General features: G+C 67.3%; 17 protein-coding genes. 6 read left to right on the forward strand and 11 right to left on the reverse strand.

Annotated elements, in window-relative coordinates; all coding sequences use genetic code 11:
• Positions 1-3: 3 nt before the first annotated feature.
• The 10 genes from Q7J26_RS14680 to dsbD all read right to left on the reverse strand — a co-directional run bounded on the left by Q7J26_RS14680 (position 4) and on the right by dsbD (position 10,020).
• Positions 4-1,497, reverse strand: coding sequence for a murein L,D-transpeptidase (locus Q7J26_RS14680; RefSeq protein ID WP_304937135.1), 1,494 nt, complete (start codon positions 1,495-1,497; stop codon positions 4-6).
• A 35-nt stretch (positions 1,498-1,532) separates the two neighbouring features.
• Positions 1,533-2,306: a substrate-binding domain-containing protein gene (locus tag Q7J26_RS14685; protein WP_304937136.1), complete on the reverse strand. Its 774-nt coding sequence runs from the start codon at positions 2,304-2,306 to the stop codon at positions 1,533-1,535.
• Entirely contained in the window at positions 2,306-3,205 is a 900-nt protein-coding gene (locus Q7J26_RS14690; RefSeq protein WP_304937137.1) for an MBL fold metallo-hydrolase, read from the reverse strand. The genes Q7J26_RS14685 and Q7J26_RS14690 overlap by 1 nt, the downstream gene beginning before the upstream one ends.
• Before the next feature lie 64 nt (positions 3,206-3,269).
• Positions 3,270-3,920, reverse strand: a complete 651-nt coding sequence (locus Q7J26_RS14695; RefSeq protein WP_119412811.1) for a peroxiredoxin — start codon at positions 3,918-3,920, stop codon at positions 3,270-3,272.
• Between the two features lie 100 nt (positions 3,921-4,020).
• Positions 4,021-4,545 (reverse strand): DsrE family protein, encoded by a 525-nt coding sequence (locus tag Q7J26_RS14700; RefSeq protein WP_304937138.1) that lies wholly within the window; start codon positions 4,543-4,545, stop codon positions 4,021-4,023.
• A gap of 29 nt (positions 4,546-4,574) precedes the next feature.
• A complete protein-coding gene (locus tag Q7J26_RS14705; RefSeq protein ID WP_304937139.1) occupies positions 4,575-5,192 on the reverse strand; it encodes a cyclopropane-fatty-acyl-phospholipid synthase family protein in 618 nt (205 codons plus the stop codon).
• Positions 5,193-5,203: 11 nt separating this feature from the next.
• Complete coding sequence (locus Q7J26_RS14710) at positions 5,204-6,631, reverse strand: bifunctional UDP-sugar hydrolase/5'-nucleotidase (RefSeq protein WP_304937140.1); 1,428 nt, start codon at positions 6,629-6,631, stop codon at positions 5,204-5,206.
• Between the two features lie 8 nt (positions 6,632-6,639).
• A complete protein-coding gene (locus Q7J26_RS14715; RefSeq protein ID WP_128718849.1) occupies positions 6,640-7,314 on the reverse strand; it encodes a DsbA family protein in 675 nt (224 codons plus the stop codon).
• Between the two features lie 22 nt (positions 7,315-7,336).
• Positions 7,337-8,131, reverse strand: a complete 795-nt coding sequence (locus tag Q7J26_RS14720; protein WP_304937141.1) for a TlpA disulfide reductase family protein — start codon at positions 8,129-8,131, stop codon at positions 7,337-7,339.
• Positions 8,128-10,020 carry a protein-disulfide reductase DsbD gene (dsbD, locus tag Q7J26_RS14725; protein ID WP_304937142.1) on the reverse strand — a complete coding sequence of 631 codons (1,893 nt, stop codon included), beginning with the start codon at positions 10,018-10,020 and terminating at the stop codon, positions 8,128-8,130. Before dsbD ends, Q7J26_RS14720 begins: the two co-directional genes overlap by 4 nt.
• 62 nt (positions 10,021-10,082) lie before the next feature.
• Between dsbD and Q7J26_RS14730 the strand changes: the two genes are divergently transcribed.
• The 4 genes from Q7J26_RS14730 (at position 10,083) to Q7J26_RS14745 (ending at position 13,870) form a co-directional block, all read left to right on the forward strand.
• Positions 10,083-10,736, forward strand: coding sequence for a response regulator transcription factor (locus Q7J26_RS14730; protein WP_008264155.1), 654 nt, complete (start codon positions 10,083-10,085; stop codon positions 10,734-10,736).
• Complete coding sequence (locus Q7J26_RS14735) at positions 10,733-12,061, forward strand: ATP-binding protein (protein ID WP_304937143.1); 1,329 nt, start codon at positions 10,733-10,735, stop codon at positions 12,059-12,061. The genes Q7J26_RS14730 and Q7J26_RS14735 overlap by 4 nt, the downstream gene beginning before the upstream one ends.
• Positions 12,062-12,662: 601 nt before the next feature.
• On the forward strand, positions 12,663-13,361 hold the full coding sequence (locus tag Q7J26_RS14740) for a cytochrome c oxidase assembly protein (RefSeq protein ID WP_304937144.1): 699 nt from the start codon (positions 12,663-12,665) through the stop codon (positions 13,359-13,361).
• The gene (locus tag Q7J26_RS14745; RefSeq protein WP_304937145.1) at positions 13,358-13,870 is read left to right on the forward strand and encodes a CopD family protein; all 513 of its coding nucleotides are present in this window, start codon (positions 13,358-13,360) and stop codon (positions 13,868-13,870) included. The genes Q7J26_RS14740 and Q7J26_RS14745 overlap by 4 nt, the downstream gene beginning before the upstream one ends.
• Here the strand turns inward: Q7J26_RS14745 and Q7J26_RS14750 are convergent.
• Positions 13,840-14,352 carry a DUF2231 domain-containing protein gene (locus Q7J26_RS14750; protein WP_304937146.1) on the reverse strand — a complete coding sequence of 171 codons (513 nt, stop codon included), beginning with the start codon at positions 14,350-14,352 and terminating at the stop codon, positions 13,840-13,842. The genes Q7J26_RS14745 and Q7J26_RS14750 overlap by 31 nt on opposite strands.
• 21 nt (positions 14,353-14,373) lie before the next feature.
• Here Q7J26_RS14750 and Q7J26_RS14755 point away from each other — a divergent pair, with 21 nt between their 5' ends.
• Positions 14,374-15,036 (forward strand): cytochrome c oxidase subunit II, encoded by a 663-nt coding sequence (locus Q7J26_RS14755; protein WP_304937147.1) that lies wholly within the window; start codon positions 14,374-14,376, stop codon positions 15,034-15,036.
• A partial coding sequence (locus tag Q7J26_RS14760) for a cbb3-type cytochrome c oxidase subunit I (protein ID WP_304937148.1) occupies positions 15,033-15,668 on the forward strand: 636 nt, incomplete at its 3' end. The genes Q7J26_RS14755 and Q7J26_RS14760, both read left to right, overlap by 4 nt.

Raw genomic sequence — 15,668 nt, forward strand, 5'->3', positions numbered from 1 at the left:
CCGTCAGGGGCCGACGTCGTCCGCATCGGCGCGCCGGTCGTCGGGCCGCGGCAGGTGCAGGGCGATGCCCAACGCCTCCGCCAGACGGGTGTCGCGACGATAGATGTCATCGCGAAAGGCGACGCGGCCCTGGCCGTCCAGGAAGGCGGTCCAATACAGCAGACGCACGTCGATCGGCCGACCGGTCGCCACCCGGACGGTCTGGCCGCTGTCCAGCGCGGCGTCGAAGCGGGCGAGCCTCTCGGGGTCGGGCGCCAGGAGAAGGCGGGCGAAGCCGACGGCGTCCTGCACCCGCACGCAGCCGTGACTGAGATGGCGGAAGCTCTGGTCGAACGCGCCCCGAGACGGGGTGTCGTGCAGGAAGATGGCGTAGCTGTCCTGAAGCTCGAACTTGACCTGGCCCAGGGCGGCATTCGGACCCGCGCGCTGAACCACCATGCCGTTCTGGATCGTCATGTTGTTCGCCCGCATATAGGCGGCGCCACGCGGCAGGATCTCGCGCTGGGCGATGGAGGTCGGCACCGTCCAGGGCGGATTGGCGACGACCGAGGCGAAGGGCCGTTCGAGGCTGGGCGTCGCATTGTCGGCGTCACCCGTCACGACCCGCATCGAATGCACGGGCCGACCGTCCTTCCAGTAGACCATGATGGAGGCGGCGGTGTTCACCTCGATCCGCTCCGGGGCGACGTCTCTCTTTAGCCAACGGCGGCGTTCCAGATTGAGCGCGATCTGGCGCGCACGGGCCTCGGCCGAAATCGACAGGGCGCGCTGGGTCGCCGGGCCGATGCGGGCGTCCGCCTCCAGACCGTGGCGCACTTGGAACGCCCGAACGGCTTCTTGCAGAACGGAGCCGTAGTCACCGCCCGACGGGCCGATCATGGAGGCGGCGGCGTCGCTGAGATCGCCTTCGACCCGAAGGCGCGGCAGGAGGGCGGGAAGGCGGGGGTCGGACGCAAACGGTTCGATCGTCGCGCCCAGGGCGAAGGGCGGCCAGCCGCCGCGGTCGGCGATGGCGCGATAGCGGAGGAAGCCGTCGCACAAGCCCTGATAGCCGCGGTCCTGGGGCGCGAGGCCCGCCATCGTCTCGGCCAAGGTTCCGTCGTCGACCGCCTTCGCCAGCAGCGGCGGCGTATCGACCTGGTTGCGACCCATTTCCCAAAGGGTCTCGACGGATGCCGGGTCGACCCGGCCATGGGCGAGCGCCTCGGCCAGGGTCAGGACGGCCTGCGTCAGTTCGGCTTCACTTAGGGCCAGACCGTCGGGCGCTGATAGGCCGTGGCGGTCCGCCAGGGCCAAGGCGTCCATGGCTTGCCGGCGCGCTGGCCCCGCCCAGGCCGGGCGTCCGCCGCGGGCGGCGTAGAAGGCTGCGGTCAGGGCGGTGATGTTCGATGTCGCGGGCGCCGACGCGGCTCGCGCGGTCGTCGAGAGCCAGAGCGGCGCCGCGGCCGCCGCGAGCAGGTGTCGGCGGTTCAGGGTGAAGGAGCGACGGTCGGCCATGCCGCCGACACGGCAGGGTTCACCTTAAGGCAGGCTTAAGGTTGGCCGGTCCGCCAGCCCCAGCGCGCGAAGATGGCGGCCCCCTCGTCGGACTTCAAAAAGTCGAGGAACGGCTGGGCGTCGGCGTCCTGGCGGCCGGTCTCGGTCACAACAGCGCCGGCGTCGCGGTAGATGCGATAGGGCTCTTCGACCTCGACCACATCGGCGAGGTCCGGATTGGCGACCTGCCAGATGCCCCAGATGATCCACGCGTTCAGCGTCGGGTCGTCGATCCAGGCTTGTCGGGCCTCGGCGCTGTTGCGGGCGTAGACGACGATGTTGCGACGCAGCGCGCGCACCTTGGCGATGTCGCCGGTGCGACCGGCCATGTCCTCCCACAGGCCGTTCTGGCCCGCGCCGTTGACGACCAAGACACGGCGACCCGGCTGGAAAAGATCCTCCAGGCCGCCGATGCCGTTCGGATTTCCCGGCCGAACGAGAATGGAGGCGGTGCGCAAATAGAGCGGCTCGACCGCCTCGGCGCGGATGCGGCCCTCCAGAGCGCTGACGAAGTCGGTCATCATCGTCTCGGAGCCTGAGAAGATCAGGTCGCCGTCCGCCTTGGCCTGGCCCAGCCATTGGGGCGTGGGTCCGGCGACGACGGCCACGGCGCGACCGGTGCGCGCTTCATAGGCCTTCGCCGCTTCGCGCATGGCGGGGGCGGGGCCGCCCGGACCGTAGACATGTAGAGGATCGGCGGGCGTCTGGGCGTGGGTGGCCAGGGCCGTCGCGCTCAAAAGGGCGGCTAGGGCCAGGGTGGAAAGACGCATCAAGAGTTCTCCTGGGGCGGGGCGAAGTGATTGGCGGGGATCTTGAAATAGATGCGGCCGTCCTCGGCGGGTGGCGGCAGCACCCCGCCGCGAATGTTCACCTGAAGCGCGTAGAGCATCAGGTTCGGCAGGGGGAGGGTGGCATCCCGGCCGTCGCGAAGCCGCACGAAATCCGCCTCTCCGCGTCCGCCGCCGACATGGATGTTGTCCGCCTTCTGCTCTCTCACGGTGCTGAAGCAGGCGGGCTCGCGGCCATCGGGACCGTAGTCGTGGCCGACGAAGACGCCGGTCTCCTCGGGCAGGGCCAGGATGTCCTGGATGCTTCGATAGAGGGCCTTGGAGTCGCCGCCCGGAAAGTCGGCGCGCGAAGTGCCGGCATAGGGCATCATCAGGGTGTCGTGGACGAAGGCGTTGCCGCCGATCACATAGGTGATTGACGCCAGGGTGTGGCCTGGGGAGAAGATGACCCGCCCCGGCAGGTCGCCGACAGCAAACGTATCACCGGCCTTGAAGAGACGGTCCCACTGGCGCCCGTCGGCCGGGAAGTCGTTGTCCAGGCCGTAGATGTCCTTCCACAGCTTTTGGACGCCGATGACTTTTTCGCCGATCGCAGTGGGGGCCTCCAGCTTCTCGTTGAGGTAGGGCGCGGCGGAGAAGTGGTCGGCGTGGGGATGGGTGTCCAGCAGCCATTCGACGGTCAGGCCTTCCGCCTTGACGTAGTCCAGGATGGCGTCGGCGTTGCGGGTCGAGGTCGCCGCGGCCTTCTCGTCGAAATCCCAGACCGGATCGATGATCGCGCATTTGCGGCTGACCGGGTCGGAGACGACATATTGCCAACTGCCGGTCTTCTTGTCGTGGAGCGCCGCGATGCGCGCTCCGCCGTGGTCGATGATCTGCATGAAGGCTCCGTTTGGTTTGCGAAGAAAAGGGCCGGACCGCTTGCGCGGCCCGGCCAGCGTCCGATCAGGCGGCTTTCGGGGCGTCGGGGAGGTCGCGCGTCGAGAAATACCAGTCGGTGTAGACGTAACCCTCGGAGGCGCGGGCCTCAGCCGCCTCGGCGGTCTTGGGTGGGGGGACGATGGCCGGTTGGCCAGGGCGCCAGTTCTCAGGCGTCGCGACCCCGTTGGCGTCGGACGCCTGGAGCGCGGTGAGCAGCCGAACGAACTCTTCGATGCTGCGGCCATTGCTCATGGGATAGTAGACCATGGCGCGCAGCTTGCCTTCCGGATCGATCAGGAAGGTGGCGCGAACAGCCGAAGTGTCGGCCGCCCCGGGGTGGATCATCCCGTAGGCCTGGGCCACCTCCATCTTCAGATCCTCGATGATGGGGAAGGGGATTTCGACGCCGAACTTCTCCTTGATGTTCCGGGTCCAGGCCAGGTGCGAGAAGATGCTGTCGATCGAGAGCCCCAGGAGCTCGCAGTTCATCGCGGCGAACTCATCCGCGTGCTTGGCGAAGCCGATGAACTCGGTCGTGCAGACCGGGGTGAAGTCCGACGGGTGGGAGAAGAGGATCAGCCATTTGCCGCGGTAATCGGCCAGGCTGCGATCCCCGTGCGTGGTGCGGGCGTGAAAGTCGGGGGCGGGTTCGTTGAGGCGGGGCAGTCCGGTCATGTCGATGTCTCCTTCAGACGTCACATTGAACACTTACATACACACTTACACAAACTAATAGTTCTTATGGCTAGGGAAGGTTCCGTCTATGCCGAGCCCGTCAGTTCACAACCAGGGCATATCCAGCCTGCTGGTGGTGGATGACCGTCATCAGGGCGGCGAGATCGACGCTCACGCCCGGTTCGAGGTCGGCTTGCATTATGCCGTTCCCCGCCATGGCCTGGCCGCACAGCCGAACCTGGACGCCGGCGGCGATGAGGCTGCGGATCAGGGCGCTGTTGGGGTTGGCGTCCCCCTTGCCGCGTGCGGCCCAGGCGGCGTCGGACAGGACCGCAGGGGTGGCGGCGCCGTGCAGGACGACCACGATCTGACGATGGTCGGCGTCCACGCCGCCCGCCGCCAGCATATTTGCCAGCCGTGCGACGCGATCCAGTCCCTTCAGCGGCTTGTCGTCCGGACCGCCCTGGGAAACGTCGAAGATGACGCGATAGACGCGCGAAGGATTCGGCTGTTCGCCGGCCTCGGGCAAGGGCTTGAAGCCGCCGAAGCCAGAGACAGCCTGGGCGAAGCTTGGGGAGGCCGCCAGGGAGGCGGCCAGGGACAGGGCGAGGAGGAGGGTTTTCATGGCGAGTTCCGGTGTGCAGGCGCTGGGGGTCAGGGACGGCGGGCCACGAGATCGATCAGGGCGGACCGGCCGCTGTGGCCGGCGCCTTCGGAGACGTCGCTGTCGTGGCTATTCAGATGCAGGATGTCGAAGTCGGCGAAGGCGTCGCGGAGCAGCGCCTCGGTGTAGAGGTTCTCGACCTGCCCCGGGCCGCCCGTTCCATAGGCGATCTGTTCCGGCCGATAGCCCTGCAGCAGGATCAGGCCGCCAGGCTTCACGGCCGCCCTCATACGCTCGAAAAGTCGGTCGCGCTGGGGAGGCGGGGCGAACTGAATGAAGACGGCGACCACGACGTCGAACGCATCCTGCGGCCAGGCCCAGGTCTCGAGGTCCGCCAGCTGGGCGTCCAGTGTGACCCCGCGTCGCTCGGCCAGGGCGAGGGCCTTCTCGATCGCGCGTGGGGCGATATCCGTGGTGGTGACGGCCAGACCCTGTTCGGCGAGCCACACGCCGTTTCGCCCCTCGCCATCGGCGACCGCCAGAGCGGTCATGCCGGGCTGGAGCCGCGCGATCTGAGCGGCCAGAAAGGCGTTGGGCGCCTCGCCGAACAGATAGTCCTGGCGGTCATAGCGGCTGTTCCAGAAGTCGCGGGCGGCGACGGGGTTCATAAGGTGTTCCTTCAAATGATGAGGACGCTGGCGGGCAGTTCGGTCTCGCCAGGCGTATGGTCGGCGAACCAGGATTCAAGCGCGCCCACAGTGTCGATGTCGAGCGTCCGGCGGTCTCGCCCGTAATGTTCGGGCACCCCCTGGGCGGTGACGAAGGCCACCGGATAGTCCGCCTCCGGCTCGAAAGGGCGGTCCCCGACCAGCAGGCGATCAAGGCGCTGTCCCTTCGGGTTCTCCAGCTTCACGAAGGCCGTCAAGCCCCGGCAGCGTTTGATATAGCCGCCCATCTGTTCGTACGGGTCGCCGGCGAAGGTGCGCTCCAGATTCTCTTCCAGCATCGCCTTCAACTCGGCCCCGGTCAGCGTCGTGCGTGAGATGGGCGGGTTCATCGGCGCCATATTGTAGAGGTCGCCCAGAGTGACCGGACCCGGCGCGACGGGCGCGCCGTAGCGCCAGCCGTTCGAGAAGGCGATGTTCACGCCCGCTGCCTGCGCCGCCGCCGCCAGCAGGACGTCGTCCATCGGCGCGCTGGCCATGGCGTAGCGGTGAAGGGGGATGGCCGTGCGGCCGATGACGCGCGCCAGACGCTCCCGCTCGGGAGCCAGGGCCGTCACCACCAAGCCAGCGACTTGATCGTCTTCGGGGCCAGCGTCCACGGCTATGAGCCGATGGCGGCGCAGGGACACGCGGCCCTCTGCAATCTCCAGGTCCAGCCGGCCGATATAGGCGCCGTGGCAGCCGGACTGAATGATCAGGGTGTCGCCGACGCGGGCCGGCTCGTGCAGGCGATTATGGGTGTGGCCGCTCAGGATCACGTCGATGCCCGGCGTCTCGGCGGCCAACTTCAGATCCTGCGGAAAGCCCAAGTGCGACAGCAGGACGACCAGATCGACCTTCTCCTCGTGGAGCTGGTGCAGTTGCTCCCGGGCTTCGGCCACACCCATTTCAAACCGCACGCCTTCAGAGAAGGCGGGGGGCATCGTCTTGTCGACGATGGGGCAGGCCAGGCCGATCACGCCGATCCTCAGACCGCCGCGCTCGAACACCCATCGCCCGTCGAACACCGGCGCGCCGTCGTCCTTGCGAAAGACATTGGCGGCCAGCACGGGATACTCCAGTCGCGCCGCCAAAGCCTTGAACCCCGCGGGGCCATAGGCGAATTCCCAGTGCGCCGTCATGGCGTCGATCTTCAGGGCGTTCATGATCGGAACCAGCGCCTCGCCCCGGCTGGCGACGGCGACCCGCGTGCCATGGAAGGTGTCGCCGTTGTCCAGGGTCAGGCATGGACCTTCGGCGCGCGCCTCTTCGAAGAGGCGCGCGATGCGGGCGACCCCGCCCAGCCGTTCGAACCGCCAGCCGCCTTCGGTGCGCACCAGTTCGGGATGCGGTTCGAGATAGCCGTGCAGGTCGTTCAGCTGGAGCAGGGTCAAGGTGGTCATGGTCGGTCTCAGCGCAGCGGTTGTCCGGAGCGGATACGACCGATCACCGCTTCGAGTTGCGCCTGGGGCATGCCGCCGGGGATCAGATTGCCGTTGATGATAAAGGCGGGCGTGCCCTGCAGGGCCAGGGCCGCCGCTTCTCGGCCGTTTCGGTCGAGCACCGCGTCGATGTCTGCGCGGTGATCGGCCAGGTCCTGATTCAGGCGCGCCATGTCCACGCCGGCCGACTGGACCAAACGTGTGATGTCCGCCTGGTCGGCGATGGGCGAGGGCGACAGCATGAAGGCGTTGTGGACGGCCTCGTACTTGCCTTGGTAGGCGGCGGCCAGGGCGGTCCGGGCGGCGGTCTCCGACACGTCGCCGAAGATCGGCCAGTCCTTGTACAGGACGCGCACCTTCGGGTCCGCCTTCAGCAGGCCGTCGATCTCCGGCTGCATCTTCTTGCAGTAGGGGCAGTTGTAATCGACGAAGCCGATAATGGTCACATCGGCGTTTTCGGCGCCGATGAAGGGCGCAGCGGGATCCCGTAGCAGATCGTTGAAGCCGACCTGGGCGATGGCCGGCATGTCTTGTCCGGAGGCGGCGGAAGGGCTGGCGGGCGCCGCGCCGTTGTCGGCGTCGGCGGGGCCGCAGGCGGCGAGCGCCAGGACGGCGGCGAAAGCGGGGGCGAAGGTGCGGTTCATGGAAGCTCCGTGAGGCGAGGGGTCAGTGCAGACGCGCGATTTCGGTCGCGATCTGTTCGGGGGCGATTTCCCCCATGTGGGCCTTGGCCAGACGGCCGTCGGCGTGGAGGAACAGGGTCACCGGAATGCCGGCCGTGCCGTAGTGGCGCGGCACCGCCATGGCCTCGTCGAACAGGACATGGTCGAGGGCCAGCCCCTGGCTCTTCAGGAAGGCGCGAACACCGGCCTCGCCCTCGCCCTGGTTGACGAAGAGGAAGCGCACATTCGGATGGGCTTTTTCGGCCTGGGCCAAAGCCGGCATCTCGCGCCGGCAGGGCGGGCACCAAGTGGCCCAGAGATTGATCACCGTGGGCCGGTCGCCCGGAGCGGAGAGGTCGATGGGCGGGGCGTCCATCGCGGCCAGCGTCAGGGCGGGCGGCGCCATGGGCTGCGTCGCCGAGGCCAACTGATGGGCGGTGGTCCAAACCAGGGCGCTGGCCAGCACAGGCGCAACGGCCCAGGCGCGTTCGCGCGTGGTTCGCAGCAGCAGGATGGTGGCGAGGATCACGACTGGCGCGACCCAGATCCAGCTGAACCCGCCCTGCCAGACCGCGAGCGCCCGCCACGGATCGGCGCCGAAATACTCCCAGTGCGTCGCCACGTGACCGAGGCGGGCGGCCGCCAGACCGCCGAAGACCAGGACCGTGCTCCACAGATTGAAGCGCGGGCTGACCCGGCTGGCCAGCAGTCCGGCGCCGATCATGAAGACGAACACGCCGGCGATGATGGCGAATCGCTCGCCCGACAGGACGAGCGGGCCCAGGGTGATGGCGTTCATGCGGCGGCTCCGGCGCTCTGCAGGGCGGAGGCGACGTCTTCGGCCGACATCTCTCCGATCAGTCGGCTGCCCGGCGCTTCGGTCGCCGAGGGCGACAGGAAGATCATTGTCGGCGGTCCGACCACTCCGTGCCGCTCAAGAAGCGCGCGCGCCTCAGGGGTGCTGCGCGTGACGTCGACCTTGATCAGGTCGGTGTTCGAAAGGCCGGCGATGACGGCGGGGTCCTCGAACACCGTCCGCTCGATCACCTTGCAGCTGACGCACCAGTCGGCGGTGAAATAGACAAGGGCGGGACGTTCGCGCGCGCCGGCATCGGCGACGGCGCGGTCCAGCGCCGTCTGATCCAGCACGACCGCTGCGGTTTCGATCGGCGCGGCGGCTGCGAGTCCAGCGGGACGCGTCAAAGGCTCAAGCGGACGCCACGGGTCGTCCGCCCCGAGACTGAGGCCGACGAGCAGCAACAGGCCCCAGGTCGCGGCCGCCAGGCCGGCGACGCGGGCGACTCCGTTTCTCAGATTCGGGCTCAGCGGCTGGAACAGGCCGAGGGCCGCCGCCAGACCGAGCGCCAGCGCCGCGCCGAAAGCCAGCGTCGCGCTCGGCGGCAGGACGCGGCTGGCCAGCCACCAGGCCATGCCCAGGAAGATGAAGCCGAACAGCATCTTCACCCGGTCCATCCACGGCCCGGCCTTGGGCAGGAAGCGCGCGCCGACCGTGCCGAACACGATCAAGGGCACCCCCTTGCCCAGGCCCAGGAAGAACAGGGCCGCCGCGCCCAGCCCAACGTCGCCGGTCTGGGCGATATAGAGCAGGGCGCCCGCCAGGGGCGCGGTGACGCAAGGGCCCACGATAAGGGCGGAGACGAAGCCCAGACCTGCGGCTGAGGGCAGGGACCGCCGGCCGTCGCCGCCGTCGCGGGAGAGGCGGCTGGTCCAGGTCGAGGGCAGTTGCAACTCGAAGCCCCCGAACATGGAGGCGGCGAGGATGACGAAGACGACAGTCAGAGCGCCCACGGCCCAAACCGACTGGAGCGCCATCTGCAGGTTCTGTCCGGACCAGGCGGCCGCGACGCCCAGGAGGGCGAAGGCGATGGAAAGGCCCAGCACATAGGCGACGGAGAGCGTCAGACCTCGGCGCGTACCGCGCCCGTCCACGCCGCGTCCGATGACGCCGGCCAGGATCGGATACATGGGAAAGACGCAGGGCGTGAAGGCCAGCAGCACGCCAAAGCCGAAGAAGGCGAGCAGGACCCAGGTCGCCCCGCCCTGCAGCGCCAGGCGATCGACGAAGCCCGGGTTGGCGTCCAGAGTGACCGCCGGCGATGACGCGACTGGCGAAGGCGCCGCCGCTCCCTCGTCGCTCTCGGACGGGGGTGCAGCGCCCGGCGCCTGGATCGCCAGCATGGCGGCGGCCTGTGCGGTCTGCGCATCGGCCTCCCGTGCGGCCACCTCGGACTGCGGCCGGGTCGGCACGTCGATGGTGCGCGTCATCGGCGGGTAGCAGATCGAGTCCTCGAGGCAGCCCTGATAGGTGATGTTGACCGACGTCGGCTCGCCCGCCTGCGTCAACGTCTGCGCCGACAGGGTCGCGCGACCCGCGTCATGCCAGACGTCGACGACGCCGAAGCCCGGATCGTCCTTGGTTTCGCCGGCGGCCAGGTCCAGCGGTAGAGACACCTTCCCGCCCGGCGTGCTGGCGACGGTGTGGTCACGATAGAGATAATGGCCAGGCGCGATGTCCCAGGCGAAGGCCAGATCGCCGTCGGCCTCGCGCGTCACCGTCAGAGCGAAGGCCTTGTCGGGCGAAAGCGGAGCCTGACCCAGAGCCGAACCCGGCAGGGCGAAGGACAGGATTGCGAGAGCGGCGGGCAGCAGTCGGCGGAAAAACCTCATGGCCATCTCGTCGGCAAGCGAGCTTAAGTCAGGCTTAAGCCGGAGCTTGCACGTCACACCGCATGAGATTGCTCGCCATAGAAGACGATCCCGTCCTCGCCGACGGCCTCCAGGTCGGGCTCAGCGCCTGCGGCTGGACGGTCGAAGTCGTCGGGCGGGTCGAGGACGCCCTCGCGGCGCTGGAAAGCTCGGCGTTCGATGCGGTCGTGCTGGACCTGGGTCTTCCTGACGGCGACGGCCTTTCGGTGCTGCGTTTCGTTCGAGAGCGCGACATGGATGTCGGCGTGGTGGTCTTGTCGGCGCGCGATGACAGTCGGGACCGCATTGTGGGTCTGGACGCCGGCGCGGACGATTATGTCGGCAAACCGTTCGATCTCGACGAGCTGGCCGCGCGATTGCGCGCGGTGCGGCGTCGCCTGCTCGGACGTTCGACCCCCGCCTTGCGCCACGGCGGGGTGACCATCGATCCCAAGTCGCGTCTGGCTTGGCGTGAAGAGGGGGACCTGCCCCTTTCAAGACGTGAGTTCGCTATCCTGGAGGCCCTGATGGAACGGCCCGCACAGGTCCTCTCGCGCAGTCAGCTGGAAGAACGCCTCTACGGCTGGCAGGAGGAGATCGGCTCCAACGCCGTGGAAGTGCACATCCACTATCTGCGGGCCAAGTTGGGAGCCGGCTTCATCCGCACCGTCCGCGGCGTGGGATACACCCTGCAATGAGCTCGATCCGCCTGCGTCTGTTCGTCACTCTCGCGCTCGTGACCGCCCTGGTCTGGGGCGGCGCGGTCGTCTGGGTCGAAATCCAGACCCGGGCCGAAGTGCAGCGGGTGCTGGACCGGCGCCTGATGGAGTCGGCCCGCATGGTTTCGTCCTTGATGCAGGCCGGCAGCGTGCGCCCCGCGATCCAGGCTCCGGACACCGGGGCCGCCGATGTCTACGACCGTCAGCTCTCCTGCCAGATCTGGTCGCTGGAAGGCGATCTGATCGGTCGGTCGCAAAGCGCGCCTGCCGAGCGGTTGTCGGAAGGGGGCGACGGATTTTCTGAGCGCACGATCCGGGGCGAGCGCTGGCGCGTCTATACGGTGCATGATCGTGACGCCGGTTTCCGGGTCATGGTCGGGGACAATCTGGCCGTTCGCGAACACCTGGTCGGCAATGTCGTCACCGCCTTGATCGGTCCGGCGGTCCTTGGTCTACTGGCCCTCGGCGTGCTGATCTGGTGGTCGGTTGGGCGGGGGCTGGCCCCTATTCGACAAATGACCCGCAGCCTTGCGGTACGCGATGCGGAAGATCTGACGGCGTTGGACGTATCGCCGGACGCCCGCGAACTTCGTCCCTTCGCCCTGGCGCTGAACGACCTGATGTCACGCCTTGGCGCAGCGCGGCGTCGCGAGGCCGAGTTCACGGCCGCCGCCGCGCACGAGTTGCGTACCCCTCTGGCAGGCCTGCGTGTCCAGGCGCAGATTGCGGCGTCGTCTTCGGACGCTGCCGTTCGAAGCCGCGCGCTGGAGCAGATTCAGGCCTCTGTCGATCGCACCGCCCGCCTCGTCACGGGGCTTCTCGCCCTGGCGCGCGAGGACGAGATGCCGGTTAGCGACGAAGATCGCCGCTGGGTGACGCTCCGATCACTGTTTGCGGGAGCGGAAGGCGATTCCCGGGTGTCGATCGTCGAAGGTGACGCCCTGCTGAATGTGGATCCGGATCGCTTCGGGGCAGCGGCCGCCAATCTCCTCGCCAACGCACAGGCGCACGCAGAGTCTTCAATCCTAATCAGCTACGACCCGACTTCCGGCCACTTGATCGTCGAAGACGACGGACCGGGCGTGGCCTTCTCGGATCTACATCGTTTGGGACGGCGTTTTTTCCGCGCGTCGAATGCCCCTTCCGGAGGGAGCGGTCTGGGCCTCTCTATCGTCCTCGCCACTGTGAAGGCCCATGGGGGACAGGTGCAGTTCTTGCGCTCACCAGGAGGCGGTCTTCATGTTGAGGTGACAATTCCGGAGCAGGCGTCGGAGTCTTTGAACAACTCGACCAAGCGAGACTGACGGTATCAACCGGCTTCAGTGGCGTCTGTTGTCGGTTTGATGATACGGTATAATCCAATTGCCTAGTCGCTTGTCATAGCGGTGCTGGTTGGTCTTGAAGCAGAGTTGCCTGCCGATAGATGGCGACATCACTAAAATTTTATTACGTCGAATTTCACCAATGAATTCAACAGCACTGTTCAAGTGACGGTAGCTCGCGCGGTATGGTGCGTGGATTAGAGAAAAGGCGCTGATAAATCAGCGCCTTCTGATCTATTGAAGGATCGAGTGGGAATAATTCTGGCTTTTCTAGGTGTTCGGTAGACCTTGGATGTTGTTCTAAAGCAGCTGTGTCAGCCATATTAGGCGCAGAGCAGCGTCGCTGATGCGGGCTACGAACCGGCGTCTGTTTGGTCCCGCCGGGGCGGCTTCGCTGTGGCTGCGCCGTTGTTAGCTGAGCCGGGCGTCCAGCGGTGTGGGGCGGTGATCGAGTGAGTCTGCTCCGCTAAAACGATCAGGTCGGAACGTTCACAGGCCAACGAGGCTTAGGTATCGGGCGGCTGCAAGGACAGCCGGCGTCGCAGACGCGTGATTAATCATCAATCGGCAGGGAACGCCCTGAATGTACGCCACCTATTGCGGTCCAGCGCCGTTTCCAGGCGAACTCGCCGCGAGTTGGAATCTCGATCCTGTTCTTCTCGCCGCGCTGTTCGCGCTGACCTTGATCCTGCGGCGCGACAGGGTGGGGCTGGCCGGCGTCGCGGTTTTGGCGATCGCCTTTGTCTCTCCGCTCTGCGCCCTGTCGGCGGCCCTGTTTTCAGCGAGGGTCGTGCATCACGTCCTGCTCATCGCCGTCGCGGCGCCGCTTCTGGCCCTGGCGGTCCCGGCCAGACGACCGGGCGGGATCGTCATTCCCTTCGTGGCCTCGACCGCCGTCCTCTGGGCCTGGCATATTCCCGCGGCCTATGACGCCGCCCTGACCAACATCCCTCTTTACTGGGTTATGCAGATATCACTGCTGGGCAGCGCGGTGCTGTTCTGGCGGGCGGTCTTGGTTGGCGAGCGCTCGCCGGTGGATCGCCTGGGTTTCGTGATCGCCGCGTTCGCCCAGATGGGGCTGCTTGGCGCGCTGCTGACCTTCGCCCCCACGTCCCTTTATGCGACGCATAGTTTCGCTCCCCTGGCCTGGGGCATGACCCCGCTTGAGGATCAGGCCCTGGGCGGTCTGATCATGTGGGTGCCGGCGGGAATTCCCTATGCGATCGCGACGGTCTGGATCGCCCGCCAAGGCTGGTCGCGACTGAAGGCGGCGCGCGCATGATCGATTGGCTGATACCCGCCGTTCCGCTGTTCAAGGCGGCCCATATCGTGGCCCTGGTGATCTGGTGCGGAGGGCTGCTGGCCCTGCCGCTGATGTTGACGCGGCACGATCCGGACATCTCGATTGAAGACTATCGCGTCATCCGGAACGCCTCGCATCTGACCTATACGATGTGCGTCACCCCGGCCGCCGTGATCGCGGTGATCGCCGGGACGTGGCTGATCTTCATGCGCGAGGTCTATGTGCCGTGGCTGTTCGCCAAGCTGGCGTTCGTGGCGATGCTGGTGATGGCCCATGGCTGGATCGGTCACACCGTCGCGCGCATCGGCGAAGAGCCTGAAGAGCATAAGCCGCCGCGGCCCTATATTCCGATCGCCCTGGTTCTCGTGCCGATGCTGATGATCCTCACCCTGGTGTTGGCCAAGCCGGCGCTGGCCTGGGTCGTTCTGCCGGAGTGGCTGACGCAGCCCCGGGGCGGTCAGCTCTTGTTCGACACGCCCAGTCGATAGTCGAAGACGAGTTTGCCCCCATGCCAGCCCGTCACCGCCACCACCCCGACACACAGCGCCGAGAGCAGAATGCCGTAGGGCAGAACCGCCGCCTCATAACCATAGAGACGATGTCCCCAGTTCGCCCCGAGCAGCGCCAGCAAGGTCACCGCAATGATGAAATGGGTCCAGGCCGGAGCCCGCGCCCGGATGCCCGACACCATCAGCAGTTCGGCCGTGCCGGACAGGCCCGCGACCATGCCGAACAGAAAGCCCGTGCCGGCGGACCACAGGGCGGCCCGCGCCCAGAAGCCGTCGCCCGTCCACCAGTACAGGGCGTCCGCGCCCAGTGTGCAGAAAGTCAGGGCCACGGGGAAGGCGACGCTCATCGCATGGATCGGGTGACCGAACACCGCGACGCGCGACTCGGTCGCGGAAAACCCAGGCGCGGCCGCAATCGGGTCGATCAGGGCCTCGGCTTCCTCTTCGATCTTGTCCGTCATATCCCGTCCCTGCGGCGTCCCATGGTGGTTCTGACAACGGCGCTGGCGCTGGCGGGTTGCGAGGGAGCCCTGTCGACCGTCGACCCGGCCGGCCCCGCCGCCCGCACCATCGCCCAGATCTGGTGGGTGATGCTGGGCGGGGCCGTCGCCATCTTCGCCCTGGTGATGGCCCTGGTCGCGCTGGCGTTCCGGGCGCGCGGTCCTGTCGACGAGCCGCGGCACGAGCGCCTGTGGGTCGTCAAGCTGGGCATCGCCTTCCCGGTCGTCGTGCTGCTGGCTCTGCTCGCCTACGGGCTGGTGGCGGGCGAGCGATTGCTGCCGAGGCAGGGCGCCGATGTCGTCCGCGTCGGCGCCGAGGCGCGCCGGTCCGCCTGGGCCTTCAGCTACGCCGATGCGCCGGGGCTGAAAACCGACCATGTGCTTCACATTCCCGCCGGACGGCCTGTCGATGTCGCGATCACATCCACGGACGTGATCCACAGCTTCTGGGCGCCGCGCTTGGCCGGCAAGATCGACGCCATTCCCGGCCATGTGAATGTCCTGCGCATCGAGGCCGACGTCCCCGGCGTCTATGCGGGCCGAAGCGCCGAGTTCAGCGGCGTCGGCTACGACGATTTCGCCTTCACCGTGGTCGCCCACGACCCCGCCTCCTGGGAGCGCTTCGTCCGAAGCGGCACGCCATGAACACGCTCCAGCGCCACCGCCGCCTGACCGAAATCTGGTCGTCCGAACCGGGCGCGCGCGGCCTGTTCTCGACCGTCAACCACACCGACGTCGGTCGGATGTTCCTGGCCGTGTCCTTCTTCTTCTTCCTGGTCGGCGGCGTGCTCGCCATGCTGATCCGGGCTCAGCTGGCGACGCCCCATTCGGCCTTCGCGGGGCCGGAGATCTACAATCAGATCTTCACCATGCACGGGACCATCATGATGTTCCTGTTCGCCATCCCGACCTTCGAGGGACTGGCCATGTATCTGCTGCCCAAGATGCTGGGCACGCGCGACCTGGCCTTCCCCCGGCTCTCGGCCTACGGCTTCTGGTGCTATGTCTTCGGCGGCACGATGATGCTGGTGTCGATGGTGCTGGGCATCGCGCCGGACGGCGGATGGTTCATGTATCCGCCCCTGACCGGGGCGATCTATTCGCCCGGCATCAACACCGATTTCTGGCTGATCGGCATCACCTTCGTCGAGATCTCGGCCATCGCGGCGGCGGTCGAGATCACCGTCTCGATCCTGAAATACCGTGCGCCCGGCATGTCGTTGGACAAGATGCCGATCTTCGCCTGGTACGCCCTGGTCACGGCCCTGATGATCCTG

Origin of the sequence: Brevundimonas sp., assembly GCF_030656255.1 — a bacterium.
In the GTDB taxonomy this organism is placed as follows: domain Bacteria; phylum Pseudomonadota; class Alphaproteobacteria; order Caulobacterales; family Caulobacteraceae; genus Brevundimonas.

Coding starts and splice junctions, on each gene's coding strand:
- Q7J26_RS14710 (WP_304937140.1), bottom strand. CDS start 6,631: ATGACCACCTTGACCCTGCTCCAGCTGAACGACCTGCACGGCTATCTC.
- Q7J26_RS14685 (WP_304937136.1), bottom strand. CDS start 2,306: ATGCGTCTTTCCACCCTGGCCCTAGCCGCCCTTTTGAGCGCGACGGCC.
- Q7J26_RS14715 (WP_128718849.1), bottom strand. CDS start 7,314: ATGAACCGCACCTTCGCCCCCGCTTTCGCCGCCGTCCTGGCGCTCGCC.
- Q7J26_RS14755 (WP_304937147.1), top strand. CDS start 14,374: ATGGTGGTTCTGACAACGGCGCTGGCGCTGGCGGGTTGCGAGGGAGCC.
- Q7J26_RS14735 (WP_304937143.1), top strand. CDS start 10,733: ATGAGCTCGATCCGCCTGCGTCTGTTCGTCACTCTCGCGCTCGTGACC.
- Q7J26_RS14720 (WP_304937141.1), bottom strand. CDS start 8,131: ATGAACGCCATCACCCTGGGCCCGCTCGTCCTGTCGGGCGAGCGATTC.
- dsbD (WP_304937142.1), bottom strand. CDS start 10,020: ATGAGGTTTTTCCGCCGACTGCTGCCCGCCGCTCTCGCAATCCTGTCC.
- Q7J26_RS14695 (WP_119412811.1), bottom strand. CDS start 3,920: ATGACCGGACTGCCCCGCCTCAACGAACCCGCCCCCGACTTTCACGCC.
- Q7J26_RS14680 (WP_304937135.1), bottom strand. CDS start 1,497: ATGGCCGACCGTCGCTCCTTCACCCTGAACCGCCGACACCTGCTCGCG.
- Q7J26_RS14745 (WP_304937145.1), top strand. CDS start 13,358: ATGATCGATTGGCTGATACCCGCCGTTCCGCTGTTCAAGGCGGCCCAT.
- Q7J26_RS14700 (WP_304937138.1), bottom strand. CDS start 4,545: ATGAAAACCCTCCTCCTCGCCCTGTCCCTGGCCGCCTCCCTGGCGGCC.
- Q7J26_RS14705 (WP_304937139.1), bottom strand. CDS start 5,192: ATGAACCCCGTCGCCGCCCGCGACTTCTGGAACAGCCGCTATGACCGC.
- Q7J26_RS14750 (WP_304937146.1), bottom strand. CDS start 14,352: ATGACGGACAAGATCGAAGAGGAAGCCGAGGCCCTGATCGACCCGATT.
- Q7J26_RS14740 (WP_304937144.1), top strand. CDS start 12,663: ATGTACGCCACCTATTGCGGTCCAGCGCCGTTTCCAGGCGAACTCGCC.
- Q7J26_RS14690 (WP_304937137.1), bottom strand. CDS start 3,205: ATGCAGATCATCGACCACGGCGGAGCGCGCATCGCGGCGCTCCACGAC.
- Q7J26_RS14730 (WP_008264155.1), top strand. CDS start 10,083: ATGAGATTGCTCGCCATAGAAGACGATCCCGTCCTCGCCGACGGCCTC.